The sequence below is a fragment of the Leucobacter fengyongliangi genome, from assembly GCF_050971685.1.
In the GTDB taxonomy this organism is placed as follows: Bacteria; Actinomycetota; Actinomycetes; order Actinomycetales; family Microbacteriaceae; genus Leucobacter.
Map to the genome: position 1 here is coordinate 56,603 of NZ_JBPCEU010000013.1, position 23,022 is coordinate 79,624.

Below are 23,022 nucleotides of genomic sequence, written 5' to 3' on the forward strand. Positions count from 1 at the left end.
CGATCGCGATGACGCGAACACTCACGGTGCACCCATCGCTAGTCGACGCGCACGGTGTCGAGATACTCGGCCACCCGCCCGATCGCCTCGGTCAGCACATCCACCCGCGGCAGCGTCACGAACCGCAAGTGATCGGGGGTTGGCAGGTTGAAGCCGCGGCCGTTCGTCACCAGCACACTCGTCGCGCGCAACAGGTGGATCACGAACTCCTGGTCGTCTTCAATCGGGTAGCGCGTCGGGTCGAGGCGGGGAAACAGGTACATCGCCCCACCCGGAAGCTCGCAGGTAACGCCCGGAATCTCGGTCAGCAACCGGTGGGCCGCGTCGCGCTGCTCACGCAGTCGCCCACCCGGGCCGCACAGCGCCCCGATCGAGGATTCGTGCGACAGCGCGATCGGGATCGCGTACTGCGCCGGAACGTTGGCGCACATTCGCATGTTGGCGAGCAGCGTGAGCCCCTCGAGAAAGTCGATCGCGAGCTCTAGGTTGCCCGAGGCGACGACCCACCCCGAGCGGTACCCCGCGACGCGCTGCGCCTTCGACAGCCCACTGAATGTCAGGCACAGCGTCTCGTTGACGTGCCGGGCCGCATGCTCGTGCACGCCCTCGTACAGCACCTTCTCGTAGATCTCGTCGGCGAGCAGCACCAGCCCGTGCCTCTCGGCGAGCGCCGCGAACCCCCGCACGAGATCTGCCGAGTAGACGGCACCGGTGGGGTTATTCGGGTTGATGAGCACGATGCCCTTGGTGCGCGGGGTCACGAGCGCCTCGATCGCCGCGAGGTCAGGCATCCACCCGTTCTGCTCGTCGCACGGGTAGTGCACGGCGCGCCCGCCCGAGAGGGTGACCTGCGCGGTCCAGAGCGGATAGTCGGGCGCGGGCACCAGCACCTCGTCACCGTTACTCACGAGCGCTTGCAGCACCAGGGAGATGAGTTCGCTGACCCCGTTGCCCAGGTACACGTGCTCGGGTTCGACGCCCGTGATCCCGATGCCGGTGTAGTAGTCGGCCACGGCCTCGCGCGCCACCAGCACACCGCGCGAGTCGCTGTATCCCTGCGCCTCGGGCAGCACTCGTCGCAGTTCCTCCACGATCTCGGGCGGTGCCTCGAACCCGAACGGGGCCGGGTTGCCGATGTTGAGCTTGAGGATCCGATGTCCCTCGCGCTCGAGCCGCTCGGCCTCTTCGAGAATCGGGCCGCGCACGTCGTAGCGCACCCCGCTGAGCTTGCTGGATTGAGTGATGGCGCGCACGTAACGATTATTTCACTCGCGCGAGTGGATCGCGTACACGCCCGGTTCCAGACCCGCTACGCGCCGGCGAGCGCCCGGGTGTCGTCGTCGACCCAGTCAAGCGATCGCTCGACCGCCTTGTTCCAGAGGCGCAGGAGGCGCTCGCGATCCACCGTGTCCATCCTTGGCAACCAGCGACGCCCCTCGCGCACCAGTGCGCTGAGCTCGTGCTTCCCCGCCCACACGCCCGTGGCGAGCCCGGCGGCGAAGGCGGCACCCAGCGCGGTGGTCTCGAGCACCTGCGGGCGCACCACGTCAATACCGAGCATGTCGGCCTGAAACTGCATCATCATGTCGCTGGCGGATCCGCCTCCGTCGACCTTCAACTCGGTCAGGGCGACACCCGTGTCTGCCGCCGCCGCGTCGATCACCTCGACAGTCTGGTACGCGCACGCCTCGCTCGCCGCGCGCACGAGGTGCGCCCGCGTCACGAAGCGGGTGAGCCCGACGATCACGCCGCGGGCGTCGGGCTGCCAGCGTGGGGCGAAGAGGCCGGAGAATGCGGGCACGATGAACGCCCCGCCCGCGTTGGGCACGCTCGCGGCCAGCCCCTCGATCTCGGTGCTGTCGCGCAGCACGCCGAGGTTGTCGCGCAGCCAGTGGTGCAGCGAACCCGCCACCGCGACCGAGCCCTCGAGCGCGTAGGTGGGTGCCTCGCCGTCGAGGCGATACGCCACGGTGGTGAGGAGCCCGTTGCGCGAGCGCACCGGCTGCTCCCCCGTGTTCACGATCAAGAACCCGCCGGTGCCGAAGGTGTGTTTCGCGTCGCCCGTGGCGAACGCCGCCTGCCCGAAGGTCGCCGCCTGCTGGTCGCCCAGAATTCCCGCGATCGGCACGCCCTCGAGCCCGGGCACACCGCGCACCTCGCCAAGCACCTGCGACGACGAGACGATCTCCGGCAGCATCTCGCGCGGAATTTCGAAGGTATCGAGGGCTTCCTGGCTCCAGTCGAGGGTCTCGAGATCGCACAGCAGGGTGCGGCTGGCGTTGGTCACATCGGTGATGTGGATCCCGCCGCCCGTCGCACCCCCCGTGAGGTTAAAGACAAGCCACGAGTCGATCGTGCCGAACCGCAGCTCACCGCGCGCCGCACGCTCGGCGACACCCGGCACCTCGTCGAGCAGCCAGCGCACCTTGCTCGCCGAGAAGTAGCTCGCGAGCGGCAGCCCGGTGATCTGTCGCAGGCGCTCGGTGCCGAGCGGGTGCGCGGCGGCGAGCGCGTCGATGATCGGCTGCGTGCGGGTGTCTTGCCACACGATCGCGTCGGCGACGGGTGCGCCGGTCGCGGCATCCCACACGACCGTCGTCTCGCGCTGGTTGGTGATGCCCAGGCCGGCGATGCGATCCGCCCCGATGCGGGCCGCGGAAAGCGCCTCGCGCAGCAGGGCTTGGGTAGTGTGCCAGATCTCGGTGGCGTCGTGGCCGACCCAGCCGGCCCGCTCGAAGATCTGGCGGTGCTCGCGCTGCGCGGTCGCGACCTCGCGCGCCTCGCGGTCGAACACGATGACCCGGGTGGAGGTGGTGCCCTGATCGATCGCCACGATGTGGTCTCGCGTCGCTGCTGCCATGCATCGAAGCCTAGCGGCCGCTTCCGCGGTTCGAGGTTCCCGCGACCTCATCGCGGGTAGGGCGCAAGTGGCTGCTTCCGGACATCGGAAGCAGCCACTTGCGCCCAACCTGATTGGAGACGGGGTCGGCGAGGCCGAGGGCGGGGGTCTCGCGAGCGCAGTAAACTGGCACCCATGGCCGAAACCCTGCGCGTCGCCTCCGTCAATGTGAATGGCATCCGTGCCGCCTTCCGCAAGGGCATGGGCGACTGGCTCGATGCCCGCGATGTCGACGTGCTCGCGATGCAAGAGGTGCGCGCCGACGACACCCACCTCGAGCAGCTCCTCGGCGAGGGCTGGCACCTGCTGCACGATCCGTGCGACATCAAGGGCCGCGCGGGTGTCGCGATCGCGAGCCGCGTGCCCGCAACTGGGCATCGCAAGCGCCTCGGCGCGGATGACGCACAGGATTCCATCCAGTCGTCTGGCCGCTGGCTCGAGGCCGACTTCGACCTCGGGGGCACCCCCCTCACCGTCGTCAGCACCTACGTGCACTCGGGCGAGGTCGACACTCCCCGCCAGGAAGCGAAGTGGGCGTTCCTCGATGCCATGGGCGAGCGCATGCGCGAGCTCCAGGCAGCCTGCGAGTACGTCGCGATCGTCGGCGACCTGAACGTCGGCCACCGCGAGCTCGACATCAAGAACTGGAAGGGCAACGTGAAGCGGGCGGGCTTCCTGCCCCGTGAGCGCGCCTACTTCGACCGCTTCTTCGGCGAGGCCGGCGAGAGCGTCGTGGGTGTCGACGGCAGCGCGGGTGAGGGCCTGGGCTGGGTCGATATCGGCCGCAGATGGCATGGCGAGGTACCGGGGCCATACACCTGGTGGTCGAACCGCGGGCAGGCCTTCGACAACGATTCGGGCTGGCGCATCGACTACCACGTGGTCACACCGCCCCTCGCCGAGCGCGTCGCCCACTATGCGATCGACCGCGCCCCCTCCTACGACACCCGCTGGAGCGACCACGCCCCCGTCGTGGTCGATTACCGCGCCTAAATTCTTCACCCGGTGGATCGCCTGGCGATCCACCCCACACCGTGAGCGGCAGTGCCGCCAGAAAGCCCAGACACCATGAGCGAGAACCAGAAGCCCGTTATTTTCTCAGGGATGCAGCCCTCGAGCGATTCACTGCACCTCGGCAACTACATCGGCGCGCTCACGCAGTGGGTCGACATGCAGGAGAGCTTCGACGCGTTCTTCTGCGTCGTGAACCTGCACGCCATCACGGTGCCGCAGGATCCGGCCGACCTCGTCGAGCGCACCCGCTCGACCGCGGCGCAGTACATCGCGGCCGGTATTGACCCCGCGAAGTCGACCCTGTTCGTGCAGTCGCACGTGCCCGCGCACGCCGAGCTGGCGTGGGTGCTGAACACGCTCACCGGCTTTGGCGAGGCGAGCCGCATGACGCAGTTTAAAGACAAGTCGCAGCGCTACGGCTCAGACACCGCCTCGGTGGGGCTGTTCACCTACCCGATCCTGATGGCCGCCGACATCCTGCTGTACCAGGCCGATGCCGTGCCCGTGGGCGAGGATCAGCGCCAGCACGTCGAACTGACCCGCGATCTCGCGACCCGCTTCAACAGCCGGTTCGGGGCGACGTTCACGGTGCCCGAGGCGCAGATCCAGAAGGACACCGCGAAGATCTACGACCTGCAGGAGCCGACCTCAAAGATGTCGAAGTCTGCCGAGAGCGAGGCGGGCCTGATCAAGGTGCTGGATCCCGCCAATGTCACGAAGAAGAAGATCATGCGGGCGGTGACCGACGACGACGGCGAGATCCGCTACGACCGCGCGGCGAAGCCCGGGGTGTCGAACCTGCTGACGATCTTCGCGGTGTTGACCGGGCGTTCGATTGAGTCACTCGAGCGCGAGTTCGACGGGCGCGGGTATGGAGACCTGAAGAAGTCGCTGGTCGAGGTGGTCGAGGAGACCTTCGCCCCCGTGCGCGCCCGCACCGCGGAGCTGCTCGACGACCGCGCCGAGCTCGACCGCCTGCTCGCGGGCGCCGCGGATCGCGCGAACGAGGTCGCAAGCCGCACCCTCGCCACGGTCTACGAGCGGATCGGGTTGCTGCACCGGTAGCCCCCCGCCGAAAGGTCGCAATTCCACCACCTGCGCGCAAATGGTGGTGGAATTGCGCCTCCTCGATGCGCCCAGGTCGGGCGTGAAGGTGGACTCCCTCCATAGAATGACCACATGACTGAGAGCGCAGCCGCCCGCACCGACACACCCGCTCCTGCAGCACCCTCCAGGGTCGGCCGCCTCGCGCGGGCCGCGCTGCGCGTGCCATTCACCGCGCTCCTCGTTCTCGCGATCCTCGCGATCGCAATCGCGACCGGATCGATCCTCTCGCCCGCCGCGGCCATGCCCTGGTTCGAGCGGATCGCAACCGGCCTCCCCGCCTTCGCGGAGGGGCGCTGGTTCACGGTCGCGACCTCTCCCTTCGTGCTCAGCCCGCCGATCGCGCTGCTGCTCATCGCACCCGTGCTCATCGGCGGCGTGGGTTGGGCCGAATGGCATTTTGGCACCCTCCGCACCGTGGGCCTCTTCGCCGCGGGCCACCTGGTCGGCGTGTTCGGCGCGGCAGGGGTACTGCTGCTCATCGCTCCGAGCGGTTGGCCGTGGGCGGTGCGCCTGTCTGAGGCACTCGACGTGGGCCCCTCGGCCGGCGCATTCGCCTGCCTCGCGTTCGTGCTCGCCACGCTGCCCTCGCCCTGGCGCCTGCGGGCCCGCTTTGCGCTCGGCGTGTGGGCCGCGATCGAGGTGCTCTACATGGGTCAACTCGCGAACCTCGAACACGCCATCGCCATCACGGCGGGCCTCGTCGCGAGCGGGTGGCTGCCCGCATTCCGCCACCCGGCCGGCCGCCCCAGCACTCGAGAGTGGCGCGTGATGTCATTCGCGTTCTTGCTGGCCATCGGGGTGGTGCAGGTGATCGACCTCGCGATCCCCTACGACGGGCCGCTCGGTCAGCACTTCCCCGTCGCAAACGCGCTCGACGTCGCGCTCGACGTGATCTTCATCGCGCTCATCGCAAACGGCATTCGGCTCGGGCTGCGCTGGGCGTGGATCATCACCCTCGCGGCCGCCGCATTCAACGCGCTCTCGGTCGTCGTCGGCCTCGCGCTCGTTCCCTCACTGATCGACTCGGGCACGATCGAGAGCCCCATCGAGGCGCTGAGTCTCGTGCTCCCCGAGGGCCTCCTCTGGCTCGCCCTCCTGGTGGTGCTGGTGTTCGCGCGTGGGGCATTCCGCGTTCCGCTGCGCGCGAGCCGGCGTGCCCTCACCGCTGACGGGCTGAGCCGCACCGCGGCGCTTGACCGGCTCCGAGCCTTGGGCGGCGGCACAATCTCGTGGATGATCGGCTGGGCTCCGAACCGCTATCTTCCCGTGGGCGGCAGCCCCACGAACGTCGCGGGATCCACCGGTGTCGTCGCCTACCAAGCCTACGCGGGCGTCGCGATCGGCCTGGGCGACCCCGTGGTTGCCCCCGGTGGACACGCCGAGGCGCTCGCCGCGTTCGCGCGGGCCTCCGAGCAGGCCGGCCTGATCCCGTGCGTGTTCTCGGCGGGTCGCGAGGCCGCAGAGGCAAGGCCCGCGGGCTGGCGCGCGGTGATCGTTGCCGAAGACACGATTGTGGATCTGCCCGGCCTCGAACTGACCGGCAAACGCTGGCAGCCGGTGCGCACCTCGGTGAACCGGGCCGCGCGCGAGGGCATCGAGTTTCGCATGTGCCAGCTCGCCGACGAGCCCTTCGGGGTACGCGCGCAGGTGCGGGCAATTTCCGAGCAGTGGACGGGCGACAAGGGGCTGCCCGAGATGCGCTTCACGCTCGGCACGGTGGATGAGGCGATGGATCCGGAGACCCGCGTCGGGCTCGCCGTCGATGCCGACGGCAACCTCCACGGCATCACCTCGTGGCTGCCGGTCTACGGGGGCGGCGGGGAGATCCACGGTTGGACACTCGATCTCATGCGTCGACGCGACGGGGGCTTCGGCCCGGTGATGGAGTTTCTCATCGCCTCCTCTGCCCTGCATTTCGCGGAGGCGGGCTACCAGTTCGTGTCGCTCTCGGGGGCACCACTCGTGCGACCCGAGGATGCCGAGGAGGGGCCGGTGGATCGCGTGCTCGACGGCCTGGGCGCACTCATCGAGCCGCTCTACGGCTTCAGATCGCTGCACCGCTTCAAGCAGAAGTTCAACCCGCGCGCCGAGCCGCTGCACCTGCTGTTCCGCGACGAGGGCGACCTGCCGCGCATCGCGGTCGCGTTGACGCGCGCATACCTGCCCGACGCATCCCTGCGTGACCTCGTGGCCTCGGCCGCGGCAAGCGTGCCCACAGCCGAGGCCGCACCCTCGGGCGGGTCACAGTGACCGAGGGTCCGGCCGCGCGCCGCGCCGGCGCGGCATCTCGAGTCAATGCATTTTGGTTCCTCAGCGGCGAGATCGTGGGGTGGATCGCGCAGATCGCCCTGCTGTGGGTCGGAGCCCGCTACGTGCTCATCGACGACGGGGACGAGATCGACGAGACGCTGCGGCTCTTCGGTTGGTGTCTGATCGGCACGGGCTACCTCACCTTCACTGCGGTCTGGATGCACCTCAGCGTCAGGTTCAGTGACCACGATCATCCTCTGTTTCGTCGTCTGGCCGGGTTTCCGCTACTGCGCTGGTTCTCGCTCATCGTGACGTTCGCGTCGAGCGCGGTCGGGTTGACTGCCGCACTCACCCTCATTCTCGTGCGCGACGACCCCGACCATCTCGCGATCTACGAACTCGCGGCGGTGTGGACGATGCTCGTTTCGTGGGCGCTGTTTCATTGGGGGTACTCGCGGGTCTACCACGGCAAGTATCTTCGCTCGACGGGCCAAGCTCCGCTCGTCTTTCCCGGAACGAGTGAGCCCCGCCTCGCCGATTTTGTCTACTTCTCTTTCAGTAACGGCACGTCATTCTCGGTGAGTGATGTCGTGGTCACCACCACCAAGATGCGGTGGACCGTGGTGTGGCACAGCGCATTCAGCTTCTTCTTCAACGCGCTCATCATCGTGCTGAGCATGAACACGATCGCCGGCGGGCTGCAGGGGTCTGGGATCGAGCTGGGCGGGTAGGAGTGCGGCGCGAGGCGGCGCCGGGTCGCGAGATTTCGCCCCCTCGCCAATCCATCCGCAATGGCTACGCCATTGCTCCCGCCAGACCCGGCCAGGCTCGGGGCTCGTAATCTCGCGACCCGGCGCCGCGATCCGCTACTTCGGGAATAGACCGACGAAAAACGCGTTATTGTAAGAAGTGTGTTCCGGGGTCGGTGAGAATCCGAACCGGCGGTGACAGTCCGCGAACCTCGCACCTGCGTGGTTGAACCGGTGAAATTCCGGTACCGACGGTGATGTGTGGTGGCGAAGCCTCCGCGCTAGTCCGGATGAGAGGAACGCAGGAGTCCGGCTTCCGGGCTACCCTGCTCACCCCCGGCATGCTCCGGGAGAAGTCAGTGTTGGATCGCGAGTTGCTTGACGACGCAATGCGCCGCGCGCTCACGCTTGCCCGCCGCAGCCCCGCGGGAGATCCAAACCCGCAGGTCGGGTGTGTGCTCCTCGGCCCCGACGGGCGCATCGTCGCCGAGGGCTGGCACCGTGGCGCAGGCACTCCACACGCCGAAGTCGACGCGCTGACGCACCTGCCCGCCGAGTGGCGGGGACGGATGAACGAACTCACCGCCATCGTGACCCTCGAGCCATGCAATCACACCGGGCGCACCGGGCCCTGCGCGGGCGCGCTCGCCGAGGCGCGGATCGGCGCGGTCGCGTACGGCACGAGCGACCCGGGCGAGGACGCTGGCGGTGGGGCCGAGACGCTGCGTGCCGCAGGTGTCGAGGTGATCGGCGGAGTGCGCGAGGCTGAGGCCCGCGCCGTGATCGCGCCATGGCTCGCACGCCAGTCGCACTCGATGCACGAAACCTCGGACTCTGCTTCGATGCAGCCGAGAGACGCGACACACAAAGTCGGCCACTCAGCCCTCACTCGGACCCCGAGACCATTCGTCACCGTAAAGTGGGCGCAAACCCTCGATGGCCGCGCGGCAGCGGCCGACGGCTCAAGTCAGTGGATCACCGGGCCGGAGGCCCGCGCCGACGTGCACCGCCGCCGCGCCCTGGCCGACGCGATCCTCGTGGGCACTGGCACGCTGCTCGCCGACGACCCCTCACTCACCGCGCGATCTGGCGAAGAGCTCATGGTGCCCGCGTCCGAGCAGCCGATTCCCGTCGTGCTCGGTCGCCGGGCAGTTCCGGCCGATGCACGGGTGCGACAGCACCCGGCGCTCGCGGCGCACGGGCTCGCGGAGCCGATCCACTATGACGGGACCGACCTCGCAGCACACCTCGCGGACCTCGCCAAACGCGGCGTGCAGCGCCTGTTCGTCGAGGGCGGGCCGACGGTCGCAAGCGCCTTCATCGCCGCCGGGCTGGTGGACGAGATGCTCGTCTACGTTGCCCCAGCGCTCCTGGGTGGGCCACGCCTCGCGATCCACGATCTGGGCATCGCGACTATGCGCGACATCGCGCGACTGCAGTTCACCAGCGTCGAAGAGCTGGGCACCGACCTCTTGATCACCGCAACCCTCACCCCAAAGGAGCACTGATGTTCACCGGACTCATTGAAGAGATCGGCGAGATCGTCGCCGTCGCACCCCTGGGCGATTCGCTCCGGCTCACCGTGAAGGGGCCAAAGGTCACCGAAGATGCCGGGCACGGCGACTCGATTCAGGTCTCGGGCGTGTGCCTGACCGTGATCGAGCAGGGCCAGGACACGGACGGCGCCGGGACCTTCACCGCCGACGTGATGGCGCAGTCGATCCACATGTCGACGCTCGGCGCGCTGCAGCCCGGCGATCGAGTGAACCTCGAGCGGGCCGCCCGCGTCGACAGCCGCCTCGGTGGGCACATCGTACAAGGGCACGTCGATGGCACGGCGACACTGATCTCTACGACCCCCGGAGATGCCTGGCGTGTGCTGCGCTTCGCGCTGCCACGCGAACTCGCCCCGCTTCTCGTAGACAAAGGCTCCGTAACCCTCTCCGGGGTCTCCCTGACAATTTCGAGTATCTCGGACGAGAACGAAGCCGATCCATGGTTCGAGGTATCACTCATCCCGGAGACCCTCTCCGCCACCACCCTGGGCCTTCTCGAGCCGGGCGATCGCGTCAATCTCGAAACCGACATTCTTGCCCGCCACGTTGCCCGCATGCTGCGCTTCGGTGCAGGCGCCGCATCAGACCTCGCACACGACTAAGGAACTTCAGATGACCACTCCAGGAATCACCACCATCGACCTTGCCGTCGCCGCCATCAGGGCCGGCCGCCCCGTGATCGTCGCCGACGATGAGGATCGCGAGAACGAGGGCGACGTGATCCTCTCGGCCGAGCTCGCCACCCCCGAGTGGGTCGCGTGGACCGTGCGCTGGTCGTCGGGCCTGCTCTGCGCGCCGATGTCGAACCAGATTGCCGACCAGCTCGAACTGCCGATGATGGTGGAGCGCAACGAAGACGTACGCGGAACGGCATATACGGTGACCGTTGATGCCGCCGAGGGAGTGACGACCGGTATCAGCGCGAGTGACCGCACGACCACGCTGAAGGCGCTCGCGAACCCCGACGCCGCGCCAACCGACGTGCGGCGCCCCGGACACGTGTTACCGTTGCGCGCAGTGAATGGTGGGGTGCGCGCCCGCGCCGGCCACACCGAGGCGGCGGTTGAACTCATGCGCCTCGCGGGCCTGCGCGAGGTCGCGATGATCGCCGAGATCGTCGCCGATGACGGCGACATGATGCGCCTGCCCGAGCTCATCGAGCTCGGCGCGGTCGAGGGCGTGCCGGTGATCACCATCGAGCAGCTCATCGCATACCTCAACGAGCATGATCCGCACGGGGTACCCGCTCTGCCCACCAGCCACCGCCAGGTCAGCCTGCGCGCAGACACGCTCGTGCCGACCGAGCACGGCCTGTTTCGCATGCGCGCCTATCGCGACCGCCGCAGCGGGGTGGATCATGTCGCCCTTATTGCCGCCGGCGACGGTGTGCCCGAGCTGGGAGAGGATTCTCTCGTGCGCGTGCACTCGGAATGTATTACCGGTGAGGCATTTGGCTCGCTGAAATGCGAGTGCGGTCCGCAGTTGCAGGCCTCGATGGATCTCGTGCACGAGCGCGGCGGCATGATCGTCTACCTGCGCGGGCAGGAGGGCCGTGGCATCGGCCTCGCGAACAAGCTGCGCGCCTACCAGCTGCAGGAGTCGGGCGTCGACACGCTCGATGCGAACCTGCAGCTTGGCCTCCCCGCCGACGCCCGCGACTACACCGCCGCGGCCGAGATCATCGCCGACCTCGGGCTCAAGAGTGTGCGGTTGCTTACCAACAACCCCGAGAAGGTCTCGCAACTCGAAGATTACGGCGTGCGCGTGAGCGAGCGCGTGCCTCTGTATGTCGGCGTCACACTTGAGAATGAGCAGTACCTACGCACGAAGCGGGATCGCATGGGCCACAGCCTGCCCGATGACGTGTCGCACAAGAACGGGGCAAGCGCGTGAGCGGCCACGGAGCGCCGGGCCTTTCGGTGGATGCCACGGGGCTGCGCGTCGCCGTGATCGCCGGAAGTTGGCACACGGAGGTGATGCGCGGGCTGATTCAGGGCGCGCACCAGACCATCGTCGCGGCGAAGGCGGATCACACGCTGTTCCGCGTGGCAGGTGCATTTGAGTTGCCGCTGGCCGCGCAGGCCGCCCTCACCGACGGCGGGTTCGATGCGGTGGTGTGCCTCGGCGTGATCATCCGCGGGGGCACCCCACACTTCGAGTTCGTCTCGAACTCGGTGACCGACGGGCTGACCCGCGTGCAACTCGATACCGGAAAGCCCGTGGGCTTCGGGGTGCTCACCACCGATACCGAGGATCAGGCGCTCGATCGCTCCGGGCTCGAGGGCTCATCCGAGTCAAAGGGTGTGGAGGCAGCCGAGGCTGCGCTGCACGCCGCGGTGCTGACGCGCAAGATTCGCACCGAAGGCTCCACGATGAAGCTGGTACCCGGGGCCTGACGGCCCCTCGGGTAGAGACTCAGGTAGGGCGCGAGTGGCTCCTTCGCAGCAGCGGAAGGAGCCACTCGCGCCCTACCCTGCAGAAGACCGCTGGTGCTGGAGCTGAAACACGCCAGCGGGAGTCGTAAGGGCCGCGATCGTGACGCGCAAGATCCGCACCGAGGGCTCCACGATGAAGCTGGTGCCCGGCGCCTGACGGCCCCCATTGGGTGGACGCTCGCGCAGGGTTGAAATGACTCGAACGCCGCGCGAGCGTCCACTCGGGCATCGTCACGAGTTGCCACACGTATTGCATTCGTTGGTACACCAACGATAGTCTGGGGATCGGCCCTCTCCATTTCGGGTGCCGAACCACGCACACGAGCATCTGATCAAAGGAGTCCAGTCGTGCAGTTTTACCGTGACGGATACCGCCCGGGCGATCCAGACATCAAGCCCGCCGCCCCTCAAGCGCTCGCCCGCACTCCCGAGCTACCCGATGAGATCGACGTGCTCATCGTCGGCACCGGCCCCGCCGGCACCGTCCTCGCCGCGCAACTGGCCGAGTTCCCCGAGATCAACACACGAATCATCGAGCGCCGAGAGATTCCGCTTGAGTTGGGTCACGCCGACGGCGTCGCGTGCCGCACCGTGGAGATGTTCAGTGCCTTCGGACTCGCCGAGGCACTCATGCGCGAGGCCTACTGGGTGAATGAAGTTCGCTTCTGGGGTCCCTCCGAAGACGATCGCTCACGCATCACCCGCACCGGGTGGGTCGAAGACACCCCCGCTGGGCTGAGCGAGTTTCCGCACGTCATCGTGAATCAGGCCCGGATGCAGCAGTACCTTCTCGACTACGCCGCGAAGTCGCCCAGCAGGTTGGAGACCAACTACGGGATCGAGTTCGTCGAGTTGAGCGTCGGCGAGGGTGCGTACCCCGTGACCGTGACGCTGAAGCACGTCGCGGGGGAACTGGCCGGTGAAGAGTTCACCGTGCGCTGCAAGTACGTGGTGGGCTGCGACGGGGCGCGCAGCGGGGTTCGTCGATCGATCGGTCGCGAGCTTCACGGCGATGCCGCCAACCACGCGTGGGGCGTCATGGACGTGCTCGCCAACACCGATTTCCCTGACTGGCGCACGAAGAATGTGATTCAGTCGGCCGGCAAGGGGAGCCTGCTCATGATCCCCCGCGAGGGCGGCAGCATGGTGCGCATCTACGTGGATCTGGGCGAGGTGCCTGCAGGCGACCAGCAGATCCGCAAGACAAACGTTGAGCAGCTGACCGCAGTGGCCAACAGCATCCTGCATCCCTACTCGATCGACGTGCGCTCGGTCGCGTGGTCGTCGGTGTACGAGGTGGGACAGCGCGTGACCGACAGGTTCGACGACGTGCCCGACAATGACGCGACGGGTCGGCTTCCCCACGTCTTCATCGCGGGCGATGCCTGCCACACCCACTCGGCGAAGGCCGGTCAAGGCATGAACGTGTCGATGATGGACACGTTCAACCTGGGCTGGAAGCTGGCGGCTGTGCTGCGTGGCAGGTCTGATGCCACGCTCCTCCACAGCTATTCGGCCGAACGGCAGAGCGTCGCGCAAGATCTCATCGACTTCGATCGGGCCTGGTCGGCGTTCATTGCGCAGCCCACCGTAGACCCCGAATACCCTGAACTTGGCGGGGTGACTGCCGAGGAGATGCGTGACCAGTTTGCGCGACAGGGGCGATACACCGCTGGCATGGCCACGAAGTACACGCCGTCGGCACTGACCGGTGACGATACGCACCAGGCCCTCGCGGCAGGCTTCGAGATTGGCACGCGATTCCACTCGGCCCCCGTGGTTCGGGTCGCCGATGCCAAACGCATGGAGTTGGGACACGCGCACCGAGCCGATGGCCGCTGGCGGATCTACGCGTTTGGCGACACCGACGGCACGGCATTGCTCGAGTTCGCACGCTGGCTTAGCGAGTCGCCTGACGCGCCCACGCAGCGATTCCGGGCAGCCGACGAAGACATCGACAGCGTGATCGACGTGCACGCGATCTTCCGCAGCGGGCATCACGAGGTTGACCTTCGTGAGGTGCCCGAGATCCTGCTCCCCCACTCCGGCCCGTTCCATTTGCAGGATTGGGAGAAGGTGTGGGCGGTGGATGCCAAGAGCGCTGACATCTTCTCAACACGCGAGGTGGCTGCGAGCGGAGCGGTCGTGGTCGTGCGTCCGGACCAATACGTGGCGCACGTGCTGCCGCTGAGCGTTCGCGAAGAACTCACTGAACTCTTCGGTGGCGTGTTTCTTCCCCGTCAGAGCACTGTTGTACGTTAAGTGATGTGTTGACTGATGCGTTGAAGGATGGGCCTGCGGGCGAGGATGGCATCGAGGCAGCCATCAGGCCTGTCGGCAAGGCTGCCCCCGAGGGTGTCGGCGGGATCCACGATGCACACGAGCCGCACGCGCACATCGGCTTCCTCATTCGACGCGCGCAGCAACTGCATGTGGCGGTGTGGTCGAGGGTGGTGTCGACCGAGATCTCAAGCGTGCAGTACTCGATCCTCGTCACGCTGAACCGGCTCGGTGAAGCGAGCCAGCGTGAGCTCTGCGACGAAGCCGGTCTCGATCGATCAACCATCGCGGAGATCCTGCGACGCATGGAGCGCAACGGCCTAATCGAGCGTCAACGGTCAGCGGTGGATGCCCGTCGCAACACCGTTCGGCTGACCGCGCACGGTCTCGCTGAGCGGATTCGACTGAGGCCGCTGGTGACGGCGGTGCAGCAGGAGCTCACCACCGGGCTGAGCGCAGCAGAGCGTGCGCAACTCGAGCACGGCCTCAAGCGATTGCTTGAGTCACCTGAGGCCGCGAGCAGAATCGAGCTCTGAACGCGCCCGAATCAGGTAGGTCGCGAGTGGCTGCTTCGCAGCAGCCGAACGAGCCACTAGCGCCCACCAGAGCGTCCAGCGGAGGCGGCGACCTTGGAGCCCCGGCAGGTACGTGTCAGGTCAACCGGATACCCTGGCACCCGTGCCAGATTACTCAAGACCCCCGCGAAGCCGCGCCGGTAGACGCTCCGCAGGACCATCCACGCCGACCGGACCGCGCGCGTCACTCAAGCAGCTCCTCCCCTACCTGTTTGAGCAGCGGGGCCTCCTCGCGCTGGCACTCGCGCTCGGCATCGTCGGCGCGGCCGCCTCGCTCGCCCAGCCGGTGCTGCTCGGCGAGGTCATCGGTCGCGTGCAGGTCGCCGAGCCCCTTGGGGTCTTGCTCTGGATCCTCACCGCACTCATCGTGGCGAGCGCACTGCTCAGCGGCATTCAGCACTACGTGTTGCAGCGCATGGGCGAGGGCGTCGTGCTCGCCTCGCGCCGCTCGCTCATCGGCAAGATCCTGCACCTGCCGATCAGTGAGTTCGATCGCCGCCGCACGGGCGACCTCGTCTCGCGCATCGGCAGCGACACGACCCTGCTGCGGGCAGTGCTCACGCAAGGCCTCGTTGAGGCGGTCAGCGGCCTCCTCGTGTTTTTCGGCGCGCTGATCGGCATGCTCGTTATCGATCCGCTGCTCTTCGCGATCACCTTTTCGGTGATCTTGGTCGCCCTAGTCGTCGTCGTGATAGTTTCCTCGCGGATCCGCCCGGCCGTCTCGCGGGCGCAAGAAAAGGTGGGCGACCTCGCCGCGCAGATCGACCGCTCGGTGTCTTCGATTCGCACCATTCGCGCCGCGGGTGCCGCGAAGCGCGAGCAGGCCGCCACCGAGCGCGAGGCCGAGGAGGCCTACGTGCTCGGTCTCAAGGTCGCGAAGATCTCGGCGTTCATCGTTCCGGTGTCGTTCCTCGCCCTCCAGCTCTCGTTTCTCGTGGTGCTCGGCCTCGGCGGGTTCCGTGTTGCCACCGGCGCGATCACCATCGCGCAGCTCATCACGTTCATCGTGTTCCTCTTCCTCATGATCACCCCGCTCGGCCAAGCTTTCGGTGCAATCTCGGCGATCAACCAGGCACTCGGCGCGCTCGGCCGCATCCAAGAGATTTCCTCGCTCGAGACCGAGACCGCACGCGATGCGGAACGCTCCCCCCTCGGGCGAACGGTTCCGCTCGCAGAGGCGGTGCGCGAGGGCGCTCCGGCGATCCACTTTGAGCAGGTGCACTTCACCTACCGCTCGGCCGCACCCGAGCGCGTCGATGCCCGCGAGCTCGTGCGTGGTTCGGGTCGCGGCGGCCGCCGTGCGATTGAGTCCGCGCCCGCGGAGATCGTCGAGACCCCCGTGCTACACGGGGTGACCTTCGATGTTCCACGTGGAACGAGGGTCGCGCTCGTCGGCCCCTCCGGCGCCGGGAAGTCGACCATCCTCGGGCTTATCGAGCGCTTCTACGATCCCGATTTGGGCAGCGTTTCTTTGCACGGTGCGGATCTGCGCACCCTCGACCGCCTCGAACTGCGGGCGCAGCTCGGCTACGTCGAACAGGATGCCCCGGTGCTCGCCGGAACCCTGCGCGAGAACCTCCTGCTCGGCGCCCCTAACGCAAGCGACGTGGAGTGCGAGCAGGTGCTGCGCGCCGTCAACCTGGGGGCTCTGCTCGATCGCTCGGCCACCAACGCCGGGCTCACCAACGGGCTCGACGCGCAGGTCGGCGAGCGCGGGCTGATGCTCTCGGGCGGCGAGAAGCAGCGCCTCGCGATTGCACGCGCACTGCTCACCGCCCCGCCGATTCTCCTCCTCGACGAGTCGACCGCGAGCCTCGACGGCGTGAACGAGCGCCTCATGCGCGAGGCGCTCGACTCGGTGTCGACCGGCCGCACGCTCGTGGTGATCGCACACCGTCTCTCGACCGTGGTCGATTCCGACCTGATCATCGTGCTCGATGGCGGCCGGGTCGTCGGAGAGGGAACGCACGAGGAGTTGGTCAAGACGGTACCGCTGTACCGCGAGCTCGCGCAGCATCAGTTGCTCGTGCCGGAGGATACCCCGGGCATTGGGGAAGATTCCGTTTAGCCCGCGGGCCGAGTCACCGATTCGAGCAGCGTACCCAGCGCGGGCCGATAGTCGACGAGGTCGCCTTCCGGGGTGACCTCTGCCTCAACCAGCAGGTCGGTGTCGCCCAGTTCCACGACCGCGGTGAACTCCGTGTCGCCGGTGACGTGCTGCACGCGCGCGCCGTTTGCGAGCGTTTCGGTGCGCAGTGGATCGCCGGCAGCGCCTGCGGCCTCGAGCGCCTCGCGGGCTTCCGCTGCCGTCGCGACGCCGAACTCCACGACGAGCACGCGGTCGGGCGAGCGCAGCAGAAGCCCACCGTGAACCTGCGGCGTGATCCACCAGCCCGAGTCTGGGGTCACCGCGGCGACCGCGCCGAGGGTCGACATGTCGGTGTCGGCCCCGGCACGGAAGGCGGAGCCGAGGTCGAACCCGGAGTCCGTGTCGTCATTGACCCCGAATGCTCGCAGCCCGTCCGCCTCCTGGCCGGCAAGCCCCGCCCGCACGCTGGGCGCGAGCAACACCCAGACCGCGAGGGCGCTGCAGACGAGGAGCAGCATCGAGAGCAAGAGAAGGGCCCAGAATCGGGTGCCCTTACCGCGGGCGGGTGCTGGTGGATCCAGGTGGCGCTGTGCGTCTGCCATCATCGAGCTCACCCTCGCCTCACGATCGTGTCAGGCACCGCGCCGCCGAAGAGCTCGGTGACCGTGACGAGCTCGAAGCCGCGGTTCTGCAGGCCGATGATGATGTCTCCCGCCGCATTCACGGTGTCGGCGTGGGTGTCGTGAAACAGGATGATGTGGCCGGGCTGCGCGGGGAGGACCGCGCGCTCGTAGAGGGCGCTCTGGCCCGGCCTCTGCCAGTCGTTCGTGTCGATCGACCACAACACGGAGGGCATGTCGATCGCGGCCTGAGCGTCGGCGTTGATCGCCCCGTACGGGGGCCGATACGTCGCCACCGGCTGACCCGAAAGCTGCCGCAGCAGTGCAGCCGCATCGTGCACCTGCGCTCGGGCATCCGCGAGTGGGATCTTCGTCAGGGTCTTGTGATTCATGGTGTGGCTGCCGACCTCGTGTCCCTCGTCCGCCACCCGCGCCACGACCTCAGGATTGCCCCGGGCAGCCCCACCGATCATGTAGAAGGTCGCGGCTGCGTGATGTGCGGCCAGGGTGTCGAGCAGCTCAGGCGTGAACCCCGACGGTCCGTCGTCGTACGTAAGCGCGACGCAGGGCAACAGCGCGCAGTCGATGGGCATGCGCGCACCAGCAGCTGCCAGCCGAACGAATGGCTGCCCGGCGGCGGCTAGCAGCGCCCGCCGCTGATCGCTCGCCCAGCCATTAGCAGTCGCCGCGTCGACCTGCAGCACGGTCTGGCCGGTAGTCGGGCCAACACCGATGCCCTCGAGCTCTGGCGAGGTGAGCCCCGGCGGCAGGGTCACGCGCAGCCCGCCGCCATCCGGGTGCGCGGCCGACGCGAGCGCCTCCGCGGCGAGGGCCAGTTGCGTGGCGTCGGGGGCTGCCAGGGGCGCGGTGCTGAGCGCCCCGGCCTGTAGGCGCAGAAGCTCACCCGCCGCGGCCCAGAGCTTGGCGGGTGCCTCCTCGCGCCACTCCTGCACGCCCTCGGTCATGCCCCCAGTGCTCACGTCGAGGTACAGGGTCTGCAGTTCGTCACTGGTGATGCCCGCGACGCTCCCGGTGACGGTGCGCATCACAAGCACCAGCGTGCTGCCGAAGGCGCCAGTCACCTCGCAGGTGATCGCGGTGCCCGTGCCTCCCACCGGCCCGGTCTCTGGCCGGCTCAGCACCTCGGCCGCGGGCCACGCGGCCGAACCCGCCACGCATCCCCGGTCGGCAAGCCCCGCCTCGACCGGGTGCACCTCGGGCACGTACGGCTGCCCCGACGCGCCGATCGCCGCCCAGATCAGCCGATCCACGTGGTCATTGAAAGCGGGCACGCCGGGCACATACACAAACCGAGCCGCCAGACCCAGCGCATCGTTGCGCAGCCGGTGCGGGGCAAGCCCCAGTTCGGCGGCGTCGAACGAACGGGCATCACCCACCAGCGCGAGCGACTCGGTCGCGGCTGCAGTGTCGTCTCGAATCAGTGGATCCGCGCCACCCGGTACCAGCAACACCCCGGCGGTCACGGCCGACTCGGGGGCGGTCGGTGGCAGCCACCCGGCAACGGGCTCGGCGGCGCACGCGCTCAGCGTAACGGCAAGCGCCAGGGTTCCTGCCAGCGAGAGGAGCAGGGCGCGCACGCGAGCAGGGCGCGCACGCGAGCGCTGAGCGAGCCGGCTCGCCATCGATTCCCCTTCCGCCTGGCACCATCGCCTGGGTCAGTTCGAGGCTATCGCGTGGCCTCTCGCGAGAAGAGCCATTCCAGTCTCGGTTCGATTACGGGGCGGCAGACCTTCGAAACCCACCCCATCGACAACACGAGGGTAAGGGCGATGCCGAACGCGATCAGGGCGAACACGCCGGGAACCCCGAACGCGCCGATCCACTCGGCCCCACCGGTTTCGCGCAGCGCCCAAATGATGGGGCCGTGCAGCAGGTAGACGTACAGCGTGCGTGCCCCCCACACCGTGATGATGCTGTGCCCGCGCGGCACGATGAGCAGCACCGCGAGGGTCATCGCGGCAGCGACGACGAGCAGGGCGAGCCGCACCCCCGAACCGCCGAGCGCGATCGACCACCACTCGGTGGGGGCCCAGCTGCCGATCGGGGCGCGCGCAAACAGCCACGCGTAGTCATCGCGCCAGGTGAGCCAGGTGTCGATGCGCCAGGTGTCGCGCAGGCCCGGCAACGCAGCGAACGCCGCTGCAATCAGGGCGAGCAGAGCCCAGGCCGAGACCCGCGCGGCGCGGGCCGGCCGCAGAAACCAGTCGCCGCGAAACCAGCCGCGATCCACCCCGAGCCAGGCCGCAACAAAGAACGGCAAGAAACACAGCGTGCGCGACGCCGAGAACTGGGTACCGATCGCCGGGCTGAGCCCGGCCACGAGTGCCACCGCGACCGAGAAGATCAGGGGGTGCTTCAGCCGCGCGATGTAGGGCAGCACAATGCGCATCGTCGCGAGGGTCACCAGGAACCACAGGGTCCAGGCGGGCGCGACGAGCCAGCTTTCGGGCAGCCCGCGGCCGTTCACCGCCAGGTGCAGCAGCGCCCAGATGCCTTCCCACAGCACCCAGGTCACCAGCAATTGCACCGTGGATCGCGCCACCTTCGGTGTCGCCTCGGGCTTCGCGAAGAGGCCCGACAGGGCGATCATCGCGGGCATGTGGAAGAGGTAGATGAACGCGTAGGTGGCGAAGCCGAATGCGGTATCGGTGCGAATCGTCGAGATGGCGTGGCCCGCGACCACGAGCACGATCAGGATGAAGCGAGCGTTGTCCCAGAGCGCGACGCGCGCCCGGGGAGGTGCGGTGTGTGCCGGGGGCACAGCAGCACCCCCGGAGGCGTTCGACGAGGTCGGCGCCGCCGCGGGGGTGCCAGGTGCTGAATTCACCACTTCAGCGTAGGGGCGATCAGACCGTTGCGGCCCGCGCCCTATCCATATCAATGAAGGTTTCGGTGTTGAAGCGGTACGCCGCACGCACCTCGGCGATCACGCGCGCCCGCTCTTCGTCGCTGAGCCTTTCGCCCATTTGGTTCAGCGCCTCGCGATAGGTCTGCTTGAACGCAGGGATCGGGCCGAGTTCGGTGAAATCGTAGAACGCGATGCCGGCGCGATCGAATCCGTGCTGCTTGGCGACGAGCTTCGCAATCATCTGGCCACCCGACAGGTCGCCGAGGTACCGGGTGTAGTGCTGCGCGACGAGCCCGGGCAGCCACGGCTCTTCCCCGAGTTCGGTGATGCGATCCGCGTATGCCCGAGTTGCAGGAACCGCCTGGATCTTGTCGCGCCAATCGGCACCAATGAGGAACTCGAGATCCTCCACGAGTGCGGGCAGGCGCACGAGTGCGGCCGGGTGAAAGGCGGCGAAGTCGGGATCTGCGGCGAGTTTCTCGGATGCCGCCTCAAGCGCTTCGTACACGAAGTAGTGCTGCGCGACGAGCGCCGTGTATTCCTCGATGCCAGAGCGCCCGCGCATGATGTCTTCCATATAGGTCGACCCCTCGCTGCCGGAGTGATCGCCCCAGGTGGCCTCGCGAATCGCCTGCGCGAATGAACCGTCGTCATCTGGAGTGGTTGCCGCGTGGGCGTGACCGCCACCGTGCGGGTGCCCAGCCCCGTGTGGGTGTCCGGCGCCGTGCGTATGACCGCCACCGTGCGGCGCAGCGGTGGTCTGCTCGGGTGCGTGCTCCTCGCGGGGTGTCACGCCCAGCTTCTCGCAGGCAGACTTGTAGAGCACGACCACCTCGCGGCGAATTTCGGCGCGCTCGCTGATCGGCCCCCCGGGCCACGCCACGGTGAGCTCGCTCTCTCCACTCGCGTCGGTCACGAGCCAGCGTCCTCCGGCGCCATCGAGCCCCACCATCACGCTGGCGGTTGCCTCGGGGCGCCCGAAGGCGCGCGCGATGAGCAGGTTGTCTTCTGGGTGATCGCCGTTCATGTGTTCAACTACGGCAGAGATCACAGAGGCTTCAAATTCATTCACCATCACATCGTAGTGAAAAATGGGGTAACTTACACCATTCATCTGATGAACTAGCTGCGAGACCCACCGCTGCGCCCAACTGACTCTCGGCCCCTGGAAGGTAGACTCGCGATGTCCTATGCCCACTGAAGTGATCGGCGGTTCCGTGGTTTCGAAGCTTGCGCGACGCACTCGCGTTGCAGCACTCACCCTGGCTACAGTGGCGGCACTCGGCCTCACTGCCTGCACCGGGAACGGGGCAGTTTCGGGCGAGGCGGAGTCGAACTCGATCGACGCGGGGCTCGCAACTCGCATCGACGAGGCAGTAGTTTCTGCCATGCAGCAGAGCGGATCCACCGAGGCGATCGTCGGCGTCTGGACGGGCAGTGCCGGCGAGTACGTGCATTCCTACGGCGAGGGCCTGTCAGCCAACGCACTGATCCGCGGCGCGCAGGCCACGCAGCCGGTGATATGCGCACTGCTGCTCGAACTCGTTGCCGACGGCACCGTGAGCCTTGACCGCGAGGTCGCGGCCGACGTCTCGCGCCAGGTTGGCATCGAGGGCATCACCTACGGCCAGCTCTGCACCGCACAGTCAGGCCTCGCCGACTACAAGAGTCGCATCGGCGACATCTTCGTCAACAACCCGACACGCCCGTGGAGCGACCGAGAACTTCTGGCACAGGGCCTCGCCCACTCACCCCTCTCTTGGCCTGGGCTCGACGTGCACCCCTCCGATACCGACACGCTGCTGCTCGCGCGCGCACTTCACCAGGTCACCGGGCAGTCAATCCCCGACCTTCTCGAGTCACGCGTGTTCGGCAAGGCCAACATGCCTGCGAGCTACTTCCCGGGTGACGTGCTTGCTGATGTCAGCCTTCCCGGCAACAGCCTCACCGGCCTCACCTATCCCGCGGCGGGTGGGGTACCCCAGTGCGAGGTCGGTGTCGTGGAAGTCGCCGAGGTATCGCCCTCGATGCTCGGTGGCGCTGGCGCCACCGTCACGACCGTGACCGACCTGAAGAACTTCTACACGAGCTACCTCGGCGGCCAGTTCGGCGGGGCCGAGGGAGCCGCCGTCGTTGCGGAGGCTCGCTCGACCACCAACCCCACCCGCAACGAGGCTGGGGAGCCGGTGGGCGACACTGAGGAAGCTGCCGCGCTACTTGCGGCGGCCGAGGATCCGAACGGCCAGAAGTGGGGGTTCGGGTTCGAAAAGGTGCAGTCGCTCTCTGGCATGAGCGGCCAAATGACGGGCACGCTGACCGCTGCATACCACGACCCAGCAACCGGGTTCTCCGTGGTCGTGGTACTCAACAACTCCAGCATCGGGGCTGGCTTCGTGCGCACCCTGGCCTTTGAACTTGCCGCGATTTCCACCGAGGCCGGTGTTGGCCCGGCAGTGAATTGGGCATCGGCCGACTTCGCGGCCGCCCGCGCGGCAGCCGCGATCTGCCAACCAGCCCCGGAGGAGGCTGCTCCAGCCGAGTAGCGTGTTTCTGCTAGGCTAGGCAGGTCGAGATTTCAG

18 protein-coding genes and 1 riboswitch are annotated in these 23,022 nt (G+C 67.8%); of the genes, 12 read left to right on the forward strand and 6 right to left on the reverse strand.

Going from position 1 to position 23,022, the window contains the following annotated elements; genetic code table 11:
- Positions 1–38 precede the first annotated feature (38 nt).
- Both ACR0R4_RS10600 and glpK read right to left on the reverse strand, forming a co-directional pair.
- Positions 39–1,253, reverse strand: coding sequence for a pyridoxal phosphate-dependent aminotransferase (locus tag ACR0R4_RS10600; protein ID WP_433647376.1), 1,215 nt, complete (start codon positions 1,251–1,253; stop codon positions 39–41).
- 56 nt (positions 1,254–1,309) lie between these two features.
- A complete protein-coding gene (gene glpK / locus ACR0R4_RS10605) occupies positions 1,310–2,860 on the reverse strand; it encodes a glycerol kinase GlpK (protein ID WP_433647377.1) in 1,551 nt (516 codons plus the stop codon).
- Positions 2,861–3,034: 174 nt separating this feature from the next.
- On the opposite strand from glpK, the gene ACR0R4_RS10610 reads away from it, so the two are divergent.
- The 11 genes from ACR0R4_RS10610 (at position 3,035) to ACR0R4_RS10660 (ending at position 16,933) form a co-directional block, all read left to right on the forward strand.
- Positions 3,035–3,892: an exodeoxyribonuclease III gene (locus tag ACR0R4_RS10610; RefSeq protein ID WP_433647378.1), complete on the forward strand. Its 858-nt coding sequence runs from the start codon at positions 3,035–3,037 to the stop codon at positions 3,890–3,892.
- A gap of 75 nt (positions 3,893–3,967) precedes the next feature.
- Entirely contained in the window at positions 3,968–4,978 is a 1,011-nt protein-coding gene (gene trpS / locus ACR0R4_RS10615; protein ID WP_433647379.1) for a tryptophan--tRNA ligase, read from the forward strand.
- A gap of 114 nt (positions 4,979–5,092) precedes the next feature.
- Positions 5,093–7,270 (forward strand): bifunctional lysylphosphatidylglycerol flippase/synthetase MprF, encoded by a 2,178-nt coding sequence (locus tag ACR0R4_RS10620; protein ID WP_433647380.1) that lies wholly within the window; start codon positions 5,093–5,095, stop codon positions 7,268–7,270.
- A complete protein-coding gene (locus ACR0R4_RS10625; protein WP_433647381.1) occupies positions 7,267–8,001 on the forward strand; it encodes a DUF1345 domain-containing protein in 735 nt (244 codons plus the stop codon). Before ACR0R4_RS10620 ends, ACR0R4_RS10625 begins: the two co-directional genes overlap by 4 nt.
- 177 nt (positions 8,002–8,178) lie before the next feature.
- Positions 8,179–8,325, forward strand: a riboswitch (FMN riboswitch).
- Positions 8,326–8,360: 35 nt separating this feature from the next.
- Entirely contained in the window at positions 8,361–9,527 is a 1,167-nt protein-coding gene (locus tag ACR0R4_RS10630; RefSeq protein WP_433647425.1) for a bifunctional diaminohydroxyphosphoribosylaminopyrimidine deaminase/5-amino-6-(5-phosphoribosylamino)uracil reductase RibD, read from the forward strand.
- Positions 9,527–10,177, forward strand: coding sequence for a riboflavin synthase (locus ACR0R4_RS10635; protein WP_433647382.1), 651 nt, complete (start codon positions 9,527–9,529; stop codon positions 10,175–10,177). Before ACR0R4_RS10630 ends, ACR0R4_RS10635 begins: the two co-directional genes overlap by 1 nt.
- Positions 10,178–10,187: 10 nt before the next feature.
- Entirely contained in the window at positions 10,188–11,468 is a 1,281-nt protein-coding gene (gene ribA, locus ACR0R4_RS10640; protein ID WP_433647383.1) for a GTP cyclohydrolase II, read from the forward strand.
- Complete coding sequence (ribH, locus tag ACR0R4_RS10645; RefSeq protein ID WP_433647384.1) at positions 11,465–11,971, forward strand: 6,7-dimethyl-8-ribityllumazine synthase; 507 nt, start codon at positions 11,465–11,467, stop codon at positions 11,969–11,971. Before ribA ends, ribH begins: the two co-directional genes overlap by 4 nt.
- A 387-nt stretch (positions 11,972–12,358) precedes the next feature.
- Complete coding sequence (locus ACR0R4_RS10650; RefSeq protein ID WP_433647385.1) at positions 12,359–14,272, forward strand: FAD-dependent monooxygenase; 1,914 nt, start codon at positions 12,359–12,361, stop codon at positions 14,270–14,272.
- Between the two features lie 5 nt (positions 14,273–14,277).
- Complete coding sequence (locus tag ACR0R4_RS10655) at positions 14,278–14,826, forward strand: MarR family winged helix-turn-helix transcriptional regulator (RefSeq protein WP_433647386.1); 549 nt, start codon at positions 14,278–14,280, stop codon at positions 14,824–14,826.
- Positions 14,827–14,968: 142 nt separating this feature from the next.
- The gene (locus ACR0R4_RS10660; protein WP_433647387.1) at positions 14,969–16,933 is read left to right on the forward strand and encodes an ABC transporter ATP-binding protein; all 1,965 of its coding nucleotides are present in this window, start codon (positions 14,969–14,971) and stop codon (positions 16,931–16,933) included.
- On the opposite strand, the gene ACR0R4_RS10665 is transcribed toward ACR0R4_RS10660, so the two are convergent.
- The 4 genes from ACR0R4_RS10665 to ACR0R4_RS10680 are packed head-to-tail and all read right to left on the reverse strand — an operon-like array spanning position 16,930 to position 21,557.
- Positions 16,930–17,556 carry a hypothetical protein gene (locus ACR0R4_RS10665; RefSeq protein ID WP_433647388.1) on the reverse strand — a complete coding sequence of 209 codons (627 nt, stop codon included), beginning with the start codon at positions 17,554–17,556 and terminating at the stop codon, positions 16,930–16,932. The two genes, ACR0R4_RS10660 and ACR0R4_RS10665, sit on opposite strands and share 4 nt — an antisense overlap.
- Positions 17,557–17,564: 8 nt before the next feature.
- The gene (locus tag ACR0R4_RS10670; protein ID WP_433647389.1) at positions 17,565–19,217 is read right to left on the reverse strand and encodes a polysaccharide deacetylase family protein; all 1,653 of its coding nucleotides are present in this window, start codon (positions 19,215–19,217) and stop codon (positions 17,565–17,567) included.
- Between the two features lie 44 nt (positions 19,218–19,261).
- Entirely contained in the window at positions 19,262–20,422 is a 1,161-nt protein-coding gene (locus tag ACR0R4_RS10675; RefSeq protein ID WP_433647390.1) for an acyltransferase family protein, read from the reverse strand.
- 19 nt (positions 20,423–20,441) lie between these two features.
- Positions 20,442–21,557 (reverse strand): biliverdin-producing heme oxygenase, encoded by a 1,116-nt coding sequence (locus ACR0R4_RS10680; protein WP_433647391.1) that lies wholly within the window; start codon positions 21,555–21,557, stop codon positions 20,442–20,444.
- Between the two features lie 76 nt (positions 21,558–21,633).
- On the opposite strand from ACR0R4_RS10680, the gene ACR0R4_RS10685 reads away from it, so the two are divergent.
- Positions 21,634–22,986: a serine hydrolase domain-containing protein gene (locus ACR0R4_RS10685; RefSeq protein ID WP_433647392.1), complete on the forward strand. Its 1,353-nt coding sequence runs from the start codon at positions 21,634–21,636 to the stop codon at positions 22,984–22,986.
- Positions 22,987–23,022 lie beyond the last annotated feature (36 nt).